The 17604-nt window shown below is 70.8% G+C and carries 14 protein-coding genes; 6 read left to right on the top strand and 8 right to left on the bottom strand.

The window, feature by feature from the left end:
• Position 1 precedes the first annotated feature (1 nt).
• On the bottom strand, positions 2–463 hold the full coding sequence (locus tag CVV72_RS29455) for a MarR family winged helix-turn-helix transcriptional regulator (protein WP_219146930.1): 462 nt from the start codon (positions 461–463) through the stop codon (positions 2–4).
• A gap of 161 nt (positions 464–624) precedes the next feature.
• Here CVV72_RS29455 and CVV72_RS29450 point away from each other — a divergent pair, with 161 nt between their 5' ends.
• Positions 625–1431, top strand: a complete 807-nt coding sequence (locus CVV72_RS29450) for a dioxygenase (RefSeq protein ID WP_219146928.1) — start codon at positions 625–627, stop codon at positions 1429–1431.
• Here the strand turns inward: CVV72_RS29450 and CVV72_RS29445 are convergent.
• Complete coding sequence (locus CVV72_RS29445; protein WP_219146926.1) at positions 1428–2594, bottom strand: MFS transporter; 1167 nt, start codon at positions 2592–2594, stop codon at positions 1428–1430. The two genes, CVV72_RS29450 and CVV72_RS29445, sit on opposite strands and share 4 nt — an antisense overlap.
• A gap of 90 nt (positions 2595–2684) precedes the next feature.
• Between CVV72_RS29445 and CVV72_RS29440 the strand changes: the two genes are divergently transcribed.
• On the top strand, positions 2685–3875 hold the full coding sequence (locus CVV72_RS29440) for an ROK family transcriptional regulator (RefSeq protein ID WP_219146924.1): 1191 nt from the start codon (positions 2685–2687) through the stop codon (positions 3873–3875).
• Between the two features lie 78 nt (positions 3876–3953).
• Here the strand turns inward: CVV72_RS29440 and CVV72_RS29435 are convergent, their stop codons facing one another.
• Both CVV72_RS29435 and CVV72_RS29430 read right to left on the bottom strand, forming a co-directional pair.
• Positions 3954–7169, bottom strand: a complete 3216-nt coding sequence (locus CVV72_RS29435) for a PE-PGRS family protein (protein ID WP_255632302.1) — start codon at positions 7167–7169, stop codon at positions 3954–3956.
• A 194-nt stretch (positions 7170–7363) separates the two neighbouring features.
• Entirely contained in the window at positions 7364–8371 is a 1008-nt protein-coding gene (locus CVV72_RS29430; RefSeq protein ID WP_219146920.1) for a hypothetical protein, read from the bottom strand.
• A gap of 278 nt (positions 8372–8649) precedes the next feature.
• Between CVV72_RS29430 and CVV72_RS29425 the strand changes: the two genes are divergently transcribed.
• The 3 genes from CVV72_RS29425 to CVV72_RS29415 are packed head-to-tail and all read left to right on the top strand — an operon-like array spanning position 8650 to position 11665.
• Complete coding sequence (locus CVV72_RS29425) at positions 8650–9846, top strand: AI-2E family transporter (protein WP_219146918.1); 1197 nt, start codon at positions 8650–8652, stop codon at positions 9844–9846.
• Positions 9843–11009: a MacS family sensor histidine kinase gene (gene macS / locus CVV72_RS29420; RefSeq protein WP_219146916.1), complete on the top strand. Its 1167-nt coding sequence runs from the start codon at positions 9843–9845 to the stop codon at positions 11007–11009. The genes CVV72_RS29425 and macS overlap by 4 nt, the downstream gene beginning before the upstream one ends.
• Positions 11006–11665: a response regulator transcription factor gene (locus CVV72_RS29415; RefSeq protein ID WP_125679388.1), complete on the top strand. Its 660-nt coding sequence runs from the start codon at positions 11006–11008 to the stop codon at positions 11663–11665. Before macS ends, CVV72_RS29415 begins: the two co-directional genes overlap by 4 nt.
• 1 nt (position 11666) lies before the next feature.
• On the opposite strand, the gene CVV72_RS29410 is transcribed toward CVV72_RS29415, so the two are convergent.
• The gene (locus tag CVV72_RS29410) at positions 11667–12635 is read right to left on the bottom strand and encodes a hypothetical protein (protein ID WP_255632301.1); all 969 of its coding nucleotides are present in this window, start codon (positions 12633–12635) and stop codon (positions 11667–11669) included.
• Positions 12636–12782: 147 nt separating this feature from the next.
• On the opposite strand from CVV72_RS29410, the gene CVV72_RS29405 reads away from it, so the two are divergent.
• On the top strand, positions 12783–13445 hold the full coding sequence (locus tag CVV72_RS29405; protein WP_219146914.1) for a DUF1707 domain-containing protein: 663 nt from the start codon (positions 12783–12785) through the stop codon (positions 13443–13445).
• Here the strand turns inward: CVV72_RS29405 and CVV72_RS29400 are convergent.
• From CVV72_RS29400 to CVV72_RS29390, 3 genes are all read right to left on the bottom strand, one after another.
• Positions 13442–14845 (bottom strand): MFS transporter, encoded by a 1404-nt coding sequence (locus CVV72_RS29400; RefSeq protein WP_219146912.1) that lies wholly within the window; start codon positions 14843–14845, stop codon positions 13442–13444. The genes CVV72_RS29405 and CVV72_RS29400 overlap by 4 nt on opposite strands.
• A gap of 103 nt (positions 14846–14948) precedes the next feature.
• Positions 14949–16583 carry a phosphoenolpyruvate--protein phosphotransferase gene (gene ptsP, locus CVV72_RS29395; protein ID WP_219146910.1) on the bottom strand — a complete coding sequence of 545 codons (1635 nt, stop codon included), beginning with the start codon at positions 16581–16583 and terminating at the stop codon, positions 14949–14951.
• A gap of 68 nt (positions 16584–16651) precedes the next feature.
• Entirely contained in the window at positions 16652–17512 is an 861-nt protein-coding gene (locus tag CVV72_RS29390) for a ribokinase (protein WP_219146908.1), read from the bottom strand.
• Between the last annotated feature and the right edge of the window lie 92 nt (positions 17513–17604).

Genomic DNA, 17604 nt, shown 5'->3' with positions numbered 1-17604 from the left:
ACTACTTCACGCCGAGTGCCCCGTAGTTCCGGACGAACGCGGTCAGCAGCCGCGCGAACTCGCGGCGGTCGTCGTCCGTCCAGTCCGCCATCGCCTCGGCGAACACCGAGCGGCGGAATTCGTGCATGCGCGTCACTTCGGCACGGCCGGTGCCGGTGAGCACGAGGACGGCGCGGCGGCCGTCGCGCTGATCGGCTTCGCGCCGGAGAAACCCGTCCTCGACCGCGCGGGCGACGAGACGGCTGGCGCGCGGCTGATCGATGGTCAGCGCCGCCGCGAGACTGGTGACGGTCCCCGGTTCGCCGCTCTCCTCGGCCGCCTCGACGGCGTCGAGAAGGCCCTGAATCGCCTGGTCCGGCATCGTTTCGGCGCGGTCGCGGGCGAGTTTCGACAGTGATCGCCTCGCCTGGCTCCGCCGGATGGCGATCATCGCGCGTTCCACGTCGGCCACGGCGTCCGTCATTGCTCGTCCTCACCAGGTGCATGCACTGTCGCAGGTAGTTGCCGCCCTACCTGAAGAAGTATCCCCGACGCCGGACGGCGGCCAACCCGGCGCGGGAATAAGACGAAGCCCGACGACGTCGTCTATCCTGGTAGTTGAAAGTTCAAACACCTGGAGCTGACATGACGCCGGTGCTCTACCTCAGCCACGGCGCGCCGCCGCTCGCCGACGACGCCACCTGGACCCGCCAGCTCGCCGGCTGGTCGGCGGACCTCGAGAAACCGAAAGCGATCCTCGTCGTCTCGGCGCACTGGGAAGAGGCACCGCTGACCCTCGGCGCCACCACCACGGTGCCGCTGGTCTACGACTTCTGGGGCTTCCCGGATCGCTACTACCAGGTGGAATACGCCGCGCCCGGCGCCCCCGAACTGGCGGACAAGGTGCGGAAACTCCTGCGCTCGACCCGGACGCCGGTGCACGACGCGCCCGATCGCGGCCTCGACCACGGCGCGTACGTCCCGCTCGTGGAGATGTACCCGGACGCCGACATCCCGGTGCTGCAGGTGTCCATGCCGTCGCTGGACCCACGGGAGCTGTTCGACCTCGGCCGGAAGCTCGCGCCGCTGCGCGACGAAGATGTGTTGATCATCGGCAGCGGCTTCTTCACCCACAACCTGAGCGCGCTGGGCCAGACCGACGGCACCGACGGGGCGCCGCCTTCGTGGTCGAGCGAATTCGACCATTGGGGTGCGGAAACCCTGCGCCAGGGTGACCTCGACGCGCTGCTGGACTTCCAGCACAAGGCACCCGCCGCGGCCATCGCGCACCCCAGGATCGAACACTTCGCACCGCTGTTCGTCTCGCTCGGCGCAAGCTCCGCGAGTGGAGGCGAGACTGCGCCGACGAGTCCTCGGCGGGAATACGTACCTCGGACTGTGATCGACGGCTACTGGCACGGCCTCGCCAAGCGTTCCCTCCAGTTCGACTAGCGGGTTCGAAGGACGCCGGCGCCCGCCACGAGGCCGAGCGCCAGCAGCGTGACCACCGCGAACGACACCGTCAGCGACGTCAGGTCGGCGATCCCGCCGATCAGCGACGGCGCCACGAGACCCGACGAATAGGTGATGGTCGCGACGCCCGCGATCGACTGGCTCGGCGTCGGCCCACTGCGTCCGGCCGCCGCGAAGGCGAGGGGCACGACGACGGAGACGCCGAGCCCGATCAGCCCGAAACCGGCCATCGCCATCACCGGATGGACGGCGAAGACGACCAGCAACCCGCCCAGTGTCGCGAAGGCGCCACCCGCGCGGACGGTGTTGACCGAGCCGAAGCGCCGCACCAGCGCGTCGCCCGAGAGCCGGGCGACCGCCATCGTGCAGGTGAACGCGGTGGTCGAGGCCGCGGCGATCCCCGGCGAAGTGCCGAGGACGTCACGCAGGTAGACGGCGGACCAGTCGAGGCTCGCCCCTTCGGCGAAAACGGCGCAGAACGCGACCGCGCCGATGATCACGGCCGATTTCGGCGGGAGCGCGAACCTCGGCGGCGGGTTCTCGTCCGGTGCGCTGCGGACGTCGAAGACACCCTGACAGATGAGCGCGCCGGCGACGGTGAGCACGGCCGACGCGATCGCGAAGTGGATCCGGGCGTCCAGCCCGGCATGCGCGGCGAGCGTGCCCGCGGCGGAGCCGACGAGCGCACCGGTGGTCCACATCCCGTGCAGCCCCGACATGACCGATTTGCCCATCCTCTCCTCGACGTCGACGCCGAGGGCGTTCATCAGCACGTCGGAGGTACCCGCCGCGGTGCCCATGACGAACAACGCGAGGCACAGGGTGAAGAGGTTCCCCGCCAGCGCGGGGAGGATCAGCGCCAGCGTCCAGTACGCGAGCAGCAGCCGGAGCCCGAGCCTGCTGCCGAGCCGGTGCCCGATCCGCGCGGCGAGCGGCATGGTGAGCGAAGCACCGATGGCGGGGAAGGCGAGTGCGAGGCCGAGCTGGCCCGCGCTGATCCCCGCGTGTTCCTGGATCCACGGGATCCGGGTGGCGAAACTGCCGGTCACCGCGCCGTGCACGGCGAAGACGGCGGCCGTGGCGAGCCGCGCCTGCCGCACCCGCCGCGTCGGCCCGCCGACGGTTTCCACTGTGTTGGTCACTGGGCCCCCAAGGTCCATGAGACGACTCGACGGCGTCAGCGTAAACTATCAGGAAGGGAACCTGATAATTAATTCTGGGAGGATCTGCCGGTGAGTGTCATCCGGATGCCGTCCGCCTCCCCGAGCACGGCACGTGCCATCAACGACCGCCTCGCTCTCGACCTCCTGCACCGCGAAGGCGCACTGACGGCCGCCCAGCTCAAGACGCTGACCGGGCTCTCCCGGCCGACGGTCGCGGACCTCGTCGAACGCCTCCAGGACGCCGGGCTGATCGAGATCGTCGGCGAGGCGGGCGCGGAACGCCGCGGCCCGAACGCGAAGCTGTACGGCATCGTCGCCGAACGCGCCTACCTCGCCGGCCTCGACGTCCGCACCCACGGCGTGGCCGTTTCGGTCGCGGACCTGCTGGGCCGGACCCGAGCGGAGGCCTCGCTGCCGTTCGACCTGGACGTCGACACCGAGGTCGCCGTCGAGCGGGCGATCGCCCTGCTGGAGGCCACCACCGCCGAGGCTGGCGCGACCGAGCTGCACACGATCGCCGTCGGCGCTCCCGGTCTGGTCGACCCTGCGACCGGCGGCCTGCGGCACGCCGGCGGATTGCCCGCGTGGCATGGGCGACTTGTCGACGAGCTCCGGCGACGGCTCGGTGTCCCGGTGCTGCTGGAGAACGAGGTCAACCTCGCGGCCGCCGCCGAACAGCGGCTCGGCGCCGCCCGCGACCGGGACACATTCGTGCTGCTGTGGCTGGGATTCGGTGTCGGCGCGGCCGTCGTGCTCGACGGTTCGCTGCGGCGGGGCGCGTCGGGCGGCGCGGGGGAGATCGGGTTCCTGCCGATGCTGGGCCCCGGAAGGCTGCCGACGGCGACCGACTGCGACGGTGGCTTCCACACCCTGGCGGGCAGCGCCGCGATCTGCGAACTCGCCCGCGCGCACGGCATCCCGGCTTCGACGGCCGACGACGCCGAAGCGGCCGAAGCGGCTGTCGGGTACGCGATCGACGCGAACGCCGAGGAGTTTCTGGAGATCGTCGCGGAGCGGATCGCGATCGGTGCCGCCGCGGTCACCGCGGTCCTGGATCCGGGCTGTCTCGTACTGGGCGGGGAGATCGGGCGGGCCGGCGGCGACGCGCTGGCGTCTCGGGTGAGCCGTCGGCTCTCGGAGATCTCGCCGCTGCGGACCGAGGTCCGGGCGGGCACCGTCGGCGGCGGCGCGGTGCTGGAAGGCGCGGTGCTGACCGCGATGGGCGCCGCCCAGGACGCGCTGTTCACCCCCGGGGGCTGAAACAGAACACAAAGCGGGCCCGGGAGTGTCTCCCGGGCCCGCTTCGGTTCATTCAGTGGCGCTAGCCGACTGGCAGGTTCACATGGTGTGGAACTTCTTGCCGGTCAGGGTGCCGATGAAACGCTGGAACATGCTCAGCGGCGACGAGTCGACGCCCGCCAGAGCCGGGACCTGCGCGGTCGGCATCGCCGGGGTGTTGTTCACCGCGGGCAGGGTGCCCGTGGTGGGCAGCTGCACCGGCAGCGCACCCGCGGTCGGCAGCGCACCCGCGGTGGGCAGGTTGCCCGTGGTCGGGAGCTGCACCGGCAGCTTGCCCGCGGTGGGCAGCCCGTTCAGCGCCGGGAGGGCCGGCAGCTGGGCGAGCTTGGGGGCGTCCGCACGAGCGGCGTCACCGGGCAGACCCGGGGTCTTCGGCAGGGCCGGGACACCGGGCAGGGCCGGGGTGCCGGGCAGCTCGGGCAGTTCCGACTTCGGCAGCGTCGTCGGGACGGCGGTCAGCTGCTTCAGCGCGGTCAGGCCGGCCATCTGCACGGGCAGGGTCGCCACCTGGGGACCGTCGGCGCGGGCGCCACCGATCGCCGGGGTGGTCGGCAGGGTGCCGGCACCGTTCATCGACGGCAGGGCGGGGGCACCGAAGGGCAGCGCGGGCAGCGCGTTGATCGGCATCTCCGAACCGACCGAGTCGGTGAAGGCGCGGGTGTACTCCTCGTCGTTGATCTCGGTGTTGTCGGTCGAGTTCTCGTCCGCGATCGCGAGGATCGGGATCTCGAGCTCGTTCACCGGGATCACGAAGACCAGCGGGTGGTGGAAGTTGAAGCCCGACAGGGCCTCTCCGCTGCCGTCGGTGATGCTGTCGCCACCGGCCTGGCCGGTGATCATGCTGTCCGCTTCGGTCTCGGACACGCCACCGACCGCCGCGATCGCGTTGCCGAACACCTCGGGGTCGACCGCGGCCGGGATGTCGAGGATGTTGCCCGAGAGCGATCCGTCGAGGCCCGAGGTCTCCACGTCTCCACCCGAAAGGGCGTCGACGGTGTTGGCGCCCTCGGCGTCGGCGAGACCCGCGACCGAGACCGCGTCGTGCGTGATCGGCACGATCGGCAGCGCCTGGACGCCGATGATGTTGCCCGAGACAGCGCCTTCATCACCGGTGGTGGTGGCGTCGCCGCCGGCCTCCGAAAGGACGTCGCTGACGCTCTCGCCCTCGGCGATGCCCGCACCGGCGATGCCGTGCCCGGTCAGCTGGCCCGTGCCACCGATCGGCGTCTGGACGATGTTGCCCGCCAGCGCGCCTTCTTCACCGTTGGCGGTGGCGTCGCCACCCGCGTTCGAGTCGGTGAGGTTCGTGCCCTTGCCCGAGGCGATCCCGCCGAGCACCGCGGCGAAGTTGTGCGCCTGGACCGGCAGGGAGACCGGGCCGTAGACCAGGTTGCCCGAGCCCGCGCCACCGTCACCGGTCGCGTGGACGTCGCCGCCCGCGTTGGAGGTGGTGTCACCGTCGGCGCCACCGTGGCCCTGACCGATGAACGCGCCACCGATCCCGAACGCCTGCACCGGCAGCGAAACCGGCACGGTGCCCAGGTTGGAGCTGAGGAAGCCGTTGTCGTCGGCGGTGTTCCCGCCGCCGCCACCGGAGACGACCTTGGTCTCCTCGGCCGAGGCGGTGCCCTGACCGATGAACGAGCCACCCACGCCGAAGACCTCGGCCGGGACTGCGGCCGGGACCTGGACGATGTTGCCCGAGCCGGACGAGTCGTTGCCCGTGGTGCCGTCGTAGTTGCCGGCGGTCACGGTCTTCGTCTCGGACGCCTCGGCGGTCGCCTGTCCGATGTGCGAGCCGGCGACACCGAACACCTCGGGGGCCAGCGCGGCCTGGGTGTTGACGATGTTGCCCGCGAGGGTGGAGTCGTCACCCGTGGTGTGGCTGCCGTCGCCGGCGTTCGCGTCGACGGTGTTCTCGCACGAGGCGACGTTGGCGCTGCCGATGTAGGTGCCCGCGATGCAGGTCACCTCGACGGGAGCGGCCACGGCCGGGTCGACGATGTTGCCGCCACCGGCGGAGCCTTCGCCCTCGCTGCTGACGAAGCCACCGGCGTCGACGGTGCTGGACTGGCTCGTCCCGCCTTCCGTGCCGGTGTTCGCGAGGCCGATCCAGCTGGCGGCCACGCCGCCGACGTTCGCGACGTCCGCGGTCTGCGGCACGATCGCGTTGCCCGCGACGGCCGAGTCCTCGCCGGAGGTCTGCACGTAGCTGGGGACGTTGGCCCAGCCGGGCGTGGTGTCACCGGCGGTGGCGTCCGCCGACGAGCTGCTGTTGGAGTTCGCGAGCGAACCCCACGCGGCGGCCGCGTTGTCGTTGACCTTCGCCGGGAGGGCGATCGGCACCGCGCCGACGTTGCCGCCGAGGGCGGAGTCGTCACCGTCGGTCTCGATCCAGCCGCCGGAGGTGGCCTCGGTCTCGGCCTCGTAGCCGGAGCTGTTGGCGTTGCCGATGATCCAGGAAGCGGCGTTGCCGGTGACCTGGACCGGGGTGGCGAACTGACCGGCCAGCACGTTGCCGGACAGGGCGGAGCCCTCACCGTCGGTGGTGATGTTGCCGGTCTCGGTGGTGCTCTGGCTGGCGGAACCGCCGACCACGCGGCCGGTGCCGCCGGCGAGCCCACCGGCGTTGCCGGCGATCTGCACGGGCAGCGCCCAGTCGAGGGACACGACGTTCCCGGCGAGGCTGGAGTCCTCACCGGTGGTCTCGATGTCCTGGTTGTGCGACCAGGTCTGGTCGTGGGTGCCACCCTCGACCTCGGCGTCGCCGATCACGCCGATGGCGTTGTCGACGATCTGGATCGGGACGACGACGTCACCGACGACCTTGTTGCCCTTGAGGATGTCGTCCGTGGTGGTGAACCCACCGCCGGTCACCCCGCCGCTGATCTGGCGGGAGTCCTTGGCCGCCAGCGGGGCCGGGACCGCGTTCTTGCCGGAAAGGCTGGGGAGCCCTCCGCCGATTCCGTCGCTGCTGCCGCCCGGCGACGAAACCGAGTCGAGCGCCTCCGAGACGGGCTTGGTGACGGCCTTGGTGCTGACCTCGCCCTGGTAGCCGGGGAGGTCGGCCTGGCCGAGGGGCGTGCCAACGGCGTTGTTGTCGATCTCGATGGGAACGGTGACGTTCGCGTCGAGCGGGGAGGCCGGGGTGTCGGGGTTGACGTGTTCGTCAGCCGAGGCGATGCCGGTGCCCAGCATCAACAACCCACCCGTGACCAACGCGGTCTGGAGTCCGCGCTTTGCCCAGGATTGCATGGGGTTTTTCTCCTTCATTTCGGGTTCCCTTTCGGGTTCGAGGAGGTGCTCTCGAAGAAGCACCAGAGGGGGGTGGAGCGGATCGCGGGCGCAAAAAAGCGCACCGCCGTTTCGCGGGGATCAGGAGCGGACGCGAAGCCAAGCCCGGAATCGGGAGGCGTGAGGCGCGTCGGCTACCCCGCGGAGGGAGGTGTTCAGTCGGGAGTGACGCCGGGCTGCGAGCCCGGGGTGAGCGGCATGTACCGCGTGCCTGCCAGCGAGTAGCCGGTCAGGGAACGCTCGACGGCGGCGACGACCCAGGCGGGAACGCCGTGGGTCAGGCCGTCGAGGTGACCACCGGGGGCGGAGCCGCCGGGGACAGTCGGGAAGGAAGGCGCGGCGGGAAGCGGCGCCGGGGTGATCGGACGCGGGAGGTCACCACGGTGACCGTCACGTGCCGGAGCGTCCTCGACCTGATCGAAGGCGCCGTGCTGCTGCACGAAGGCCGGCATCGGGAGGACGGTTTCGGCGGATGCGGGGAACTGGGTCGTCGCCAGCTGCGCGAAGTCGGTGACCTGGTCACCGGCGCCGATGGTGTCCAGCGGCGAGTTCGGGCCGACCGGACCGCCGGTGACCGGAAGCGCCGGGACGAGGTCGCCGTGCCCGTTCGGGTCGAGGAGGTCCCAGACCTTGCGGCCGAAGTCGGGTGCCGGGGTGAACGTCTCGTCCAGCACCTGGCGGGTGTCCTGCGGCTCGCGCACGATGTGCTCGACCGCGCCGAGGGTCCGCTTGACCGGGGTGACCACCGAGTTGTCCGCGAAGTCGGTGACCGCGTCGCTGACGCGCGTCGAGACCTCGTGCCGGTCGGCGCGGATGTCGCCGCAGTGGTGCTTCGCGGAAGCGGATCCGGTCTCGCCCGGCATCGACCACGTGGTGGCGTCCTGCTGGCTGTCGCCGCACATCGCACCGGCGACGTCACCCGCGAACTTCGACGCGCCGTGGGAGACGTCGGTCAAACCGGCCGCGGTGGCGTCGGTGACCGGAGTGACGCTGGTTTCGGGAGCGGAGACCACCGGGGCGACGTCCGCGGAAGCGGAAGCGCCCGAAACGGCCCACGCGGCGGCGGAACCGGCGACGGCGCCGCCGAGCACGAACAGCGCACGCGAAGCGAGACGGCCGAAGCGCGCCGCGCCCCGCCTCTCGTTCTTCGCCGCGTTCGTCACTCGGTCTCCTGTCGCGTCGGTGTGCCGTTCGTGGTTGCGGGACCGAGGTAAGCAAAGTGCGGAAGGCCCGCGCGACTTTGAACCACCTTGATGGCACGATCGTGTGAAGAACACACGGTGTAGCTCTAAATCACGATCAGTGATCGACGCTGGCGGAGCCCGGTTACTCCGGAGTCGACCGGCAGGCGATGTGTCAAGCGTCGCATCGGGCGAATCCGACCCGTGCGCGTCGCCCGGAATGGCCGGGAAACGTCGTCTCGGACCGATACGGTGAGCCCGTGAGCGAGCCCCAGCGCAAACAGCCGGAATTCGACCCGGCGAACCCGTTCCTCTCCGAGTCCACCGAAGACGTCACCAATCTGGTGCCCCGCGGCCTGCGGATCGGCGCCGCGTTGTCGTGGCGCTTCATCGTGGTGATCGCCGCGCTCTACGTCATCGTGTTCCTGATCGGCTATCTGTCGGTCGTCGTGATCCCGCTGTCGATCGCGTTGCTGCTCGCGGCGCTGCTCGCGCCGGCGGTCTCCAAGCTGACGACGCTGAGATTCCCTCGCGGGCTCGCGGCCGGGATAGTGCTGATCGCCGGGCTGGCCGTCCTCGGCGGGCTGCTGACGTTCGTCGTCGCGCAGTTCTCCTCCGGTCTGCCCGAACTGCAGAAGCAGCTGACGGAGAGCCTCAACCAGATCAAGGTCTGGCTCATCGACGGGCCGCTGCACCTGCGCCAGGAGCAGATCCAGGAGTTCATCAACCAGGCGATCAGCTTCCTGCAGAACAACCAGGCGTCGATCACCACGACCGCGCTCACCACCGCGGGCACGGTCGGCGAGATCGTCACCGGCTTCATCCTGACGCTGTTCATCCTCATCTTCTTCCTCTCCGGCGGCGACCAGATCTGGAAGTTCCTGGTCCGCGGGGTTCCGGGCCGGGTGCGCAACCGGGTCGACGTCGCCGGGCGGCGCGGGTTCGCGTCGCTGGTCAGCTACGTGCGCGCGACGGCGGCGGTGGCCGTGGTCGACGCGGTCGGCATCGGCATCGGGCTGGCGATCGTCGGCGTGCCGCTGGTGATCCCGCTGGCGACGCTGGTGTTCCTCGGTGCCTTCATCCCGATCATCGGCGCCGTGATCGCGGGCGCGGTCGCGGTCCTGATCGCGCTGGTGACGAAGGGCATCGTCGGCGCGCTGATCGTGCTGGCCATCGTCATCGGTGTCATGCAGCTGGAAAGCCACGTGCTGCAGCCGATCCTGCTCGGCCGCGCGGTGAAACTGCACCCGCTCGCCGTGGTGCTCGCGATCACCGCCGGTCTCGTCGCCGCCGGGATCGCCGGCGCGCTGCTGTCGGTGCCCCTGCTCGCGGTGCTCAACGCGGGGATCCGGTCGCTGCTGCACGAACGCGATCCCGATCCGGCCGAGATCGACGTCTTGAAGGATCAGGCGGCACAACCCAACGATGCCGAGAAAGCCGCCGAAGCCGAATCATGACCGAGACCCCGCTCTGGCGCGCCGTCTCGGCGCTCGGCACGCGGGACCCGGCCACTCCGCTGTGGCGCGGGGTGATCGTGCTTCGCGTGACCACGCTGCTCTTCGCGCTCGGCTCGTTCGTCGTCCATTACGACGGCTACGCGAACAAGTGGCTGGCGTGGACGTCGTTCGGTGTGATGACGGTGTGGACGGTCGTCAGCAGCGTGTTCTACGCGCGGCCGTCGAGCCGCTGGCCGTGGCTGGTGGGCGTCGATCTCGCGCTGACCGTCGCCCTCATGTTCACGTCGGCGTGGATCCTGACCACCGCGCAGTTCGACGCCAACACCCCGCTCATCACGACGGTGTGGGCGGCGGTCCCGCCCGCGGCCGCCGGCACGCGGTTCGGCGCGGTCGGCGGGGTGTTCGCCGGGCTGGTGGTCTCGGTGGTCACCGGGCTGGTGCGCTGGCGGTTCGACGTCGACGTCGCGCGGGACGGCTTCCTGCTGACCGCGAGCGGGTTCGTGATCGGTCTCGCCGCGACCATGGCCCGCCGGTCCGCGGACGCGCTGACCAGGGCGTTGCGGATGGAAGCCGCGACGGCCGAACGGGAGCGGCTCGCCCGCTCGATCCACGACAGCGTCCTCCAGGTGCTCGCGCGGGTGCGCAAACGGGGCGCCGAATTCGGCGGGGAAGCGGCCGAGCTGGCGAAACTGGCCGGTGAGCAGGAGATCGCGCTGCGGGCCTTGGTCACCACCGAGCCCACGCATCCGAGCGAGAACGGGACCACCGACCTCCGTGCCGCGCTGCAGCTGCTCGCGACGCCGTCCGTGCAGGTCTCGACGCCCGCGGGCGAGGTCCAGCTGCCCGAGCACGTGACCTCGGAACTGGTGGCCGTGGCGCGTGAGGCGCTGTCGAACGTCGAGAAGCACGCGGGCGAAGAGGCGCACGCCTGGGTGCTGCTGGAGGACCTCGGCACCGAGGTCGTCGTCAGCGTTCGCGACGACGGGCCGGGAATCGCGCCCGGCGTTTTGGAACGCGCGGCGGCCGAGGGGCATCTAGGTATCGCGGAGTCCATCAAGGGACGTGTGCGGGATCTGGGCGGCAGTGCCGCCCTGGACACCGCGCCCGGCCAGGGCACGGAATGGGAAATCAAGGTTCCAGTCGCGGCGAGGGGGAAGCGATGACCGGTGAGGCTCAGGTCTCGGTGATGGTGGTCGACGATCATCCGATGTGGCGGGACGGGGTCGCGCGCGACCTGGCCGAACACGGTTTCGACGTGCGGGCCACCGCGCCGGACGCGCCCGCGGCGGTGCGGATCGCGCGCACGGTCCGGCCCGACGTCGTGCTGATGGACCTCAACCTCGGCGAGACCTCGGGGGTCGACGCCACCCGCGAGATCACCTCGGAACTGCCGTCGACCAAGGTCCTGGTGCTGTCGGCGAGCGGCGAGCACAGCGACGTCCTCGAGGCGGTCAAGGCCGGGGCGTCCGGCTACCTGGTCAAGTCGGCTTCAGCGAGCGAACTGGTGGACGCGGTCAAGCGGACCGCGGCGGGCGACCCGGTGTTCACCGCCGGACTCGCCGGCCTCGTCCTCGGCGAATACCGCCGCATGGCCGACGCACCGGACGACGGGCCCGCCCCGCCGCGGCTGACCGAACGCGAGACCGACGTCCTGCGCCTGGTCGCGAAGGGGATGACGGCGCGGCAGATCGCCGAGAAGCTCGTGCTGTCGCATCGGACGGTGGAGAACCACGTCCAGTCGACGCTGCGGAAACTCCAGCTGCACAACCGTGTCGAACTGGCCCGGTATGCCATCGAGCACGGGTTGGACGAGGAGTAGCTCAGCCCTGGGCGACGGCGACCACCCGCTGGTTCCGTTCAGCGGGCAACGGGGTCTTGACGACGGTCCACCCCGGCCGGTCGAGGCGCCAGTTCGCGACGACGTCGGTCGCGATCACCAGGTCGCCGGTCTCGGTCCACTCGACAGCGACCCGTTTGAGCTCGGTCGCGATCGGCATCGCGGGCGCGCGCGTCCAGGTCAGGGTGTCGAGGGCGAGCACCCAGACGTCGGCGGTCTGCGTCGCGGTCCCCGCCCAGGCGGGGTCGCCGAACAGCACGGCGACCTTGTAGCCGTCACGGCTCGGCACCACCATGCCGGGCGCACCGTCGGCCACCGGCCGCTGGACCCGGGTCCGTTGGTCGTTGCGCAGGTCGAGCACGGAGAACTCGGTCAGCTCGGCGAGCAGCATCCGCTCCTTGGTGACCGCCAGCACGCGGGGGAACTGGTGCACGGCGCGGCCGGTGGCGGGATCGATCAGCACGTCCTCGGCACTGGCGGTCCCGCTGTTCACCGTGATCAGCAGTCCCTTCGGTACCTCTTGGCGCACGGCTGTCGTGCAGCTCGCCGGGCGGCCGCGATCGCGCTCCGCGCCGAGCAGGGACACGAATTGGAGGCGGCACAGGTCGTCGCCGTCGTCGCGGATCAGCCAGACACCGCTCTCGTCGGCCGACGGGGCGACGCTGCGGGCCTTGCCCAGCTTCCACGGCTGGTTCGCGGGGTCGCCGTACACGAGGACTTCGGAAGGCTCCAGGCACGATGGCCCGCAGCGGGCGGCCGACAGCACGACCGGGAACTTGCCGACGCGGAGGACCTCGTTGACCCGGTCCCCGCCCGGAGCACCCGGAAGGGGGGTGGTGGCGCCGGTGGCGGGATCGAGCACCGACGGCGGCGACGTCGACATGACGAGCCGGAAACCGCTGTAGTCCACGGGTTCGCCTTCGAGCTTCGACGCTGGTGGGGCGGTCGGCACCGGGACGGCCTCCGGTGGGTCTGCTTCGACGGTGCATCCGGCCAGCAGGAGGACAGCCGCCAGCAGGGCGGCACAGGGGAGAAATGCGGGTCTGTTCAGGGTTTTTCCCCGATCTCGCGCGTGAGATCCGGTTCTACCATTCCAGGCATGGGCGAGGAAGAGCAGCCGGCGACCGAAACCAAGCCGTTGACCGGACGGGACATCCGGGTCTCCGACGCGGAGCGCGAACACGTCGTCGAGGTCCTGCAGAAGGCGATCGGTCTCGGGATGCTGAACCTCGACGAGTTCACCGAACGGACCGACCGCGCCCTCGCCTCCAAGACCCGCGGTGAGCTGAACGCGGTGCTCACGGATCTGCCCGGCCTGGTGCATCCCGAAGCGGCGATGGCGCCGCGGCAGCAGCAGAACCCGTGGGCGCCGCCGAGGCAGCACGCCTACGCGCACCCGTCCGGACAGGTCATGGAGCTCAACGGCAAGTACTCGGCATTGCAGCGCAACGGGAACTGGCTGGTCCCCGAGTCGATGGTGATCCGGAACAAGTACGGCGCCACGAAACTGGACTTCTCCCAGGCCGAGATCCGGCACCCGGTGGTGCATATCGAGCTGCAGGCCAAATGGGGCCCGGTGGAGATCACCATCCCCGAGAACGGCGCCGTCGACACCAACTCGATCACCGACATCAAGTTCGGCAACCTCGACGACCGGACGCGGTCGAACGGCCGCCCCGGCACGCCCCGGTTCGTCATCACCGGGCGCGTGCACGGGGGGTCGCTGATCATCAAGTACCCGCGGCGGGGCTTCTTCGGCTAAATGTGGCGCAGGTGGCGGAGCACGAAGTACGCGACCGCGGCCAGCACCAGCGCGGCCAGCCCGGACACCGCGTGCATCCCGCTCGCGAACGCGTCGTGGGCGGGAACGGCATCGGCGAGCCGGGCCTGGGTCACCGCGTTGCCCAGCGTCCCGACGGTCGCGATGCCCAGCGCGTAGCCGAATTCGTTGCCGGTCTGCGAAAGCGAGGCCGCCGAACCGGCCTTCTCCGGCGGCACGGAGCCGACGACCAGATCCGTGCCCAGGGTGACCAGCGGGCCACCGCACAGGCAGGTGATGGCGAAGGCGATCGACGGCACCACCGGACCGGCGCCCGCCTCGACCTGCGTCAGCAGCAGGAAGCCGGCGATCGCGCCGGCCAGGCCGGCGGCGATCAGCGTCGCGGGGCGGACACGGCGGGCGAGGACCGGCGCGGCCAGGAAGCCGACGGTCGACGCGAGCATGCCCGGCAGCAACGCCAGCGCGGCGCCGACCGGCGAAAGCTCCAGCACGATCTGGAAGAACTGCGCGACGAACAGCATGGTCGTCCCGCCCAGCATGGTGAACGCGCACATCCCGCCGATCGCCGTGGTGAACGCACGGGCGCGGAACAGCGTCAGGTCGATCAGCGGATCCTGGAGGGTTCGCTGGCGCCGCACGAACGCCGCACCGAAGGCCAGGCCGGTCAGCAGTGAGGCCACCGGGACCACGTGGACGCCGTCGCGGGCGAGTTCCTTGATGCTGTAGACCGCGGGCAGGATCGTGACCAGCGAAAGCGCGACGCTCACCAGGTCGAGGCGGCCCGCGTTCTCGTTGCGGTACTCGGGCAGGAGCTTCGGGCCGACGACGAGCAGCAGGACCATCGCGGGGACACCGAGCAGGAACACCGACCCCCACCAGAAGTGCTCCAGCAGCACGCCGCCGACCATCGGCCCGACGATCGCGCCGACGGTGAAGCAACCCGCCCAGATGCCGATCGCGAGCGAACGCTGGCGGCTGTCGAGGAACAGGTTGCTGATCAGCGCGAGCGTCGACGGTGCCAGCGTCGCGCCGGCGATCCCGAGGAGCGCGCGGGCGGCGATGAGCATCAGCGCGGTGGTCGAGAACGCGGCCAGGACGGAGGCCAGCCCGAACGCCGTGGCGCCGATGAGCAGCAGTTTTCGGCGGCCGATGCGGTCGCCGAGGGTGCCCATGGTGACCATGAACCCGGCGATCATGAAGCCGTAGACGTCCATGATCCACAGCTGCTGGACGCTGTCCGCGCCGAGGCTCTGGCTGAGCTTCGGCAGCGCGAGGATCAGCACGAAGACGTCGAGGGAGACCAGGAAGGTGGGGAGGGCCAGCACGGCCAGCCCGACCCATTCCCGGCGTCCAGCCCGCGTCGGGGTCACGGTGGTCGTCATGGTCGGTCCTTTCGTCGCTTCGGTGTCTTCACCTAGGCGTCGAAGCGACGAACCGGATTTCGACATGTCCCCTACTCTCTGTTCGGAGAGCGGGGGACCTTTGCTACCGCTTGGCTGCGGCCTGCCTCGCGGCGACCGGGTCCGAGGTGGCCAGGACGGCTTCGGCCAGGGACTCGCATTCGGCCAGCGTCGTCGCGGCCAGACTCGCGCCGACCGCGCGTACGGCGGGCGCGTTCATCGAAAGGCTGGTCAGGCCGAGCCCGGCCAGCACGAGCGCTAGCCTCAGGTCGGCGGCGGCCTCACCGCAGACACCGGCGGGCTTGCCGGTGTCCTTCGCGGCCTGGCCGATGACCTTCAGGAGACGCAGCAGCCCGGGCTGCCACGGGTCGTTGAGCTTGGCGACCGCGCCGAGCTGGCGATCCGCGGCGAAGGTGTACTGCGCGAGGTCGTTGGTGCCGACGGAGACGAAATCGACCACGTCGAGGATCTCGCGGGCGGTCAGCGCGGCGGCCGGGATCTCGATCATCACGCCGACGCGGGCGATTCCGGCGGCGCGGGCGCGCTCGGCGAACCAGGCGGCCTCGGCGGCGGTGGCGACCATCGGGGCCATCACCGAAACCTCGGCTCCGGAGTCCTGCGCGGCACCCGCGATGGCCTCGAGCTGGCGATCGAGGATCTCGGGCCGGTCGAAAGCGACGCGAAGCCCGCGTACGCCGAGCGCCGGGTTCGGCTCGACCTCGGGCTCCAGGAACGCGAGAGGCTTGTCGGCGCCCGCGTCGAGCGTGCGGACGATGACCGGCTTGCCGCGGAACGGCGTGAGCACGGCGGTGTAGGCCTTGCGCTGCTCTTCGACGCTCGGCTCGGCGGACGCGTCGAGATAGCAGAACTCGGTGCGGAAGAGGCCGACGCCTTCCGCGCCCGCCTCGGCCGCGGCCTGGGCGTCGGTGGCGGAACCGACGTTGCCGAGGACCTTCACCCGGTGGCCGTCGGACGTCGCGCCGGTGCCGTCCCACTCGATCGCGCCGGTCTTGGCGGCCGTGACGACCTCGGCGTCCGGGTCCGCGACCTCGACGACCCCGGTGTCACCGTCCACCGCAAGCGCTTGCGCGTCGAGCGCGAGAAGCCCGCGGACCGCGACGACGGCGGGAATGCCGAGCGCGCGGGCGAGGATCGCGGTGTGACTGGTGGGGCCGCCCTCTTCGGTGACGAGCGCGAGCACCTTGTCCGGGTCGAGACCCGCGGTGTCGGCGGGCGCGAGGTCGCGGGCGACGAGCACGCTCGGCGAGTCCAGGTCCGGAACGCCGGGAGGCGCGATGCCGAGCAGTTCGGCGATGAGCCGGTCACGCACGTCGAGGACGTCACGGGCACGCTCGGCCATGTAGCCGCCCGCGGCCGCGAGCGCGTCGGCGAACTTGCCCGCAGCCTGATGCACCGCACGCGGCGCGGGCAGGTTCTTGTCCTTGACCAGCTGCTCCGCCGAGGAGACGAGCGCCGGGTCGGCCGCCATCGCCGCGGTGGTGATGAGGATCGTCGCGGCCTCACCCGTCGCCGTCTCGGCGAGCTTTTCGAGCCTGCCCGCCACGATCTGCGCGGCCGGGGCGATCCGGGCGGCCTCGGCGGCGGGATCGGCCGGTGCCGGCGTGCTCGCGGGTTCGCCGAGCGGCTCGGCGACCCGGACGACAGGACCGCTCGCGCGGCCGGGACTGACGGCGACCCCGGACAGTGACTCAGACGGCATGGTCTAGACCATATCTCATAGGCGGCGTGACCTGACTCATAGCCGACAGCACAACACAGACCGGGACATCATTCCAGTTCGGATGCCGTCGGATAGGACGGCTGCGCACCTTGCCGGGTCACGGTGATCGCCGCCACCTTCACCGCCCTGCGCGCGGCGTCGGCCAGTTCCTCACCCTTCGCGAGCGACGTGGCGAGCGCCCCCGCGAAAGCGTCCCCGGCACCTGTGGTGTCGACGGCCTCGACCTTCGGCGACGGCACCTCCGTCACCCCGTCCGAGGTCACCACCGCCGCACCCTTCGCGCCGAGCGTCACGACAGCGGCCTTCGGGCCGAGGTCGAGCAGCTTCGGGAAGTCCGCTTCGCCGCCGAGCAGGAAGGCCGCCTCGTGCTCGTTGACCAGCAGGACGTCGAGCCCCTGCAGCGTCTCCGCGGAGAGCTCGGCCGCCGGCGAGAGGTTCAGCAACGTCTTCACGCCGCTTTCGACGGCTTTCGCGACGGCGTGCTCGACGGTTTCGAGCGGGATCTCCAGCGACAACACCACGACCTCGGCGCCGCCGAGGTCGACGTCCTCGGGCCGCAGGGCCGAATTGGCGCCAGGCGAGACGAGAATCGAGTTCTCGCCGTCGGGCGTGACCGTGATGTACGCGATCCCCGTCGGACGCTCGCTCGTGCGCAGCGAGTCCGTGTTCACCCCGGACTCGGCCAGCGACCGCTTGAGCAGCTCGCCGTACGGGTCGTCGCCGACCGCCCCGAGCAGCGCGACGTCGGCCCCGAGCCTGGCCGCGGCGACCGCCGTGTTGGCGCCTTTGCCACCCGGCGACAAGATCGTGTCGCCACCGAGTACGGTTTCGCCACCACCTGGCCGCCGGTCGACCGGGACGACGAGATCGGCATTGGCGGACCCGATGACCAGCACCTGAGAAGTCATGGAGGAAACGATGCCATGACCAGGAGTTGTCCGGTCATGACCCTTCTCCCGGCGAAGATGTGAAGAACTTTGTAACTTTCTCGGCGCGTAGT

The organism is Amycolatopsis sp. TNS106, assembly GCF_019330265.1.
In the GTDB taxonomy this organism is placed as follows: Bacteria; Actinomycetota; Actinomycetes; order Mycobacteriales; family Pseudonocardiaceae; genus Amycolatopsis; species Amycolatopsis lurida.
Note: the sequence above shows the minus strand (reverse complement) of the source record. Positions and strands in the feature narration are given on the sequence as shown.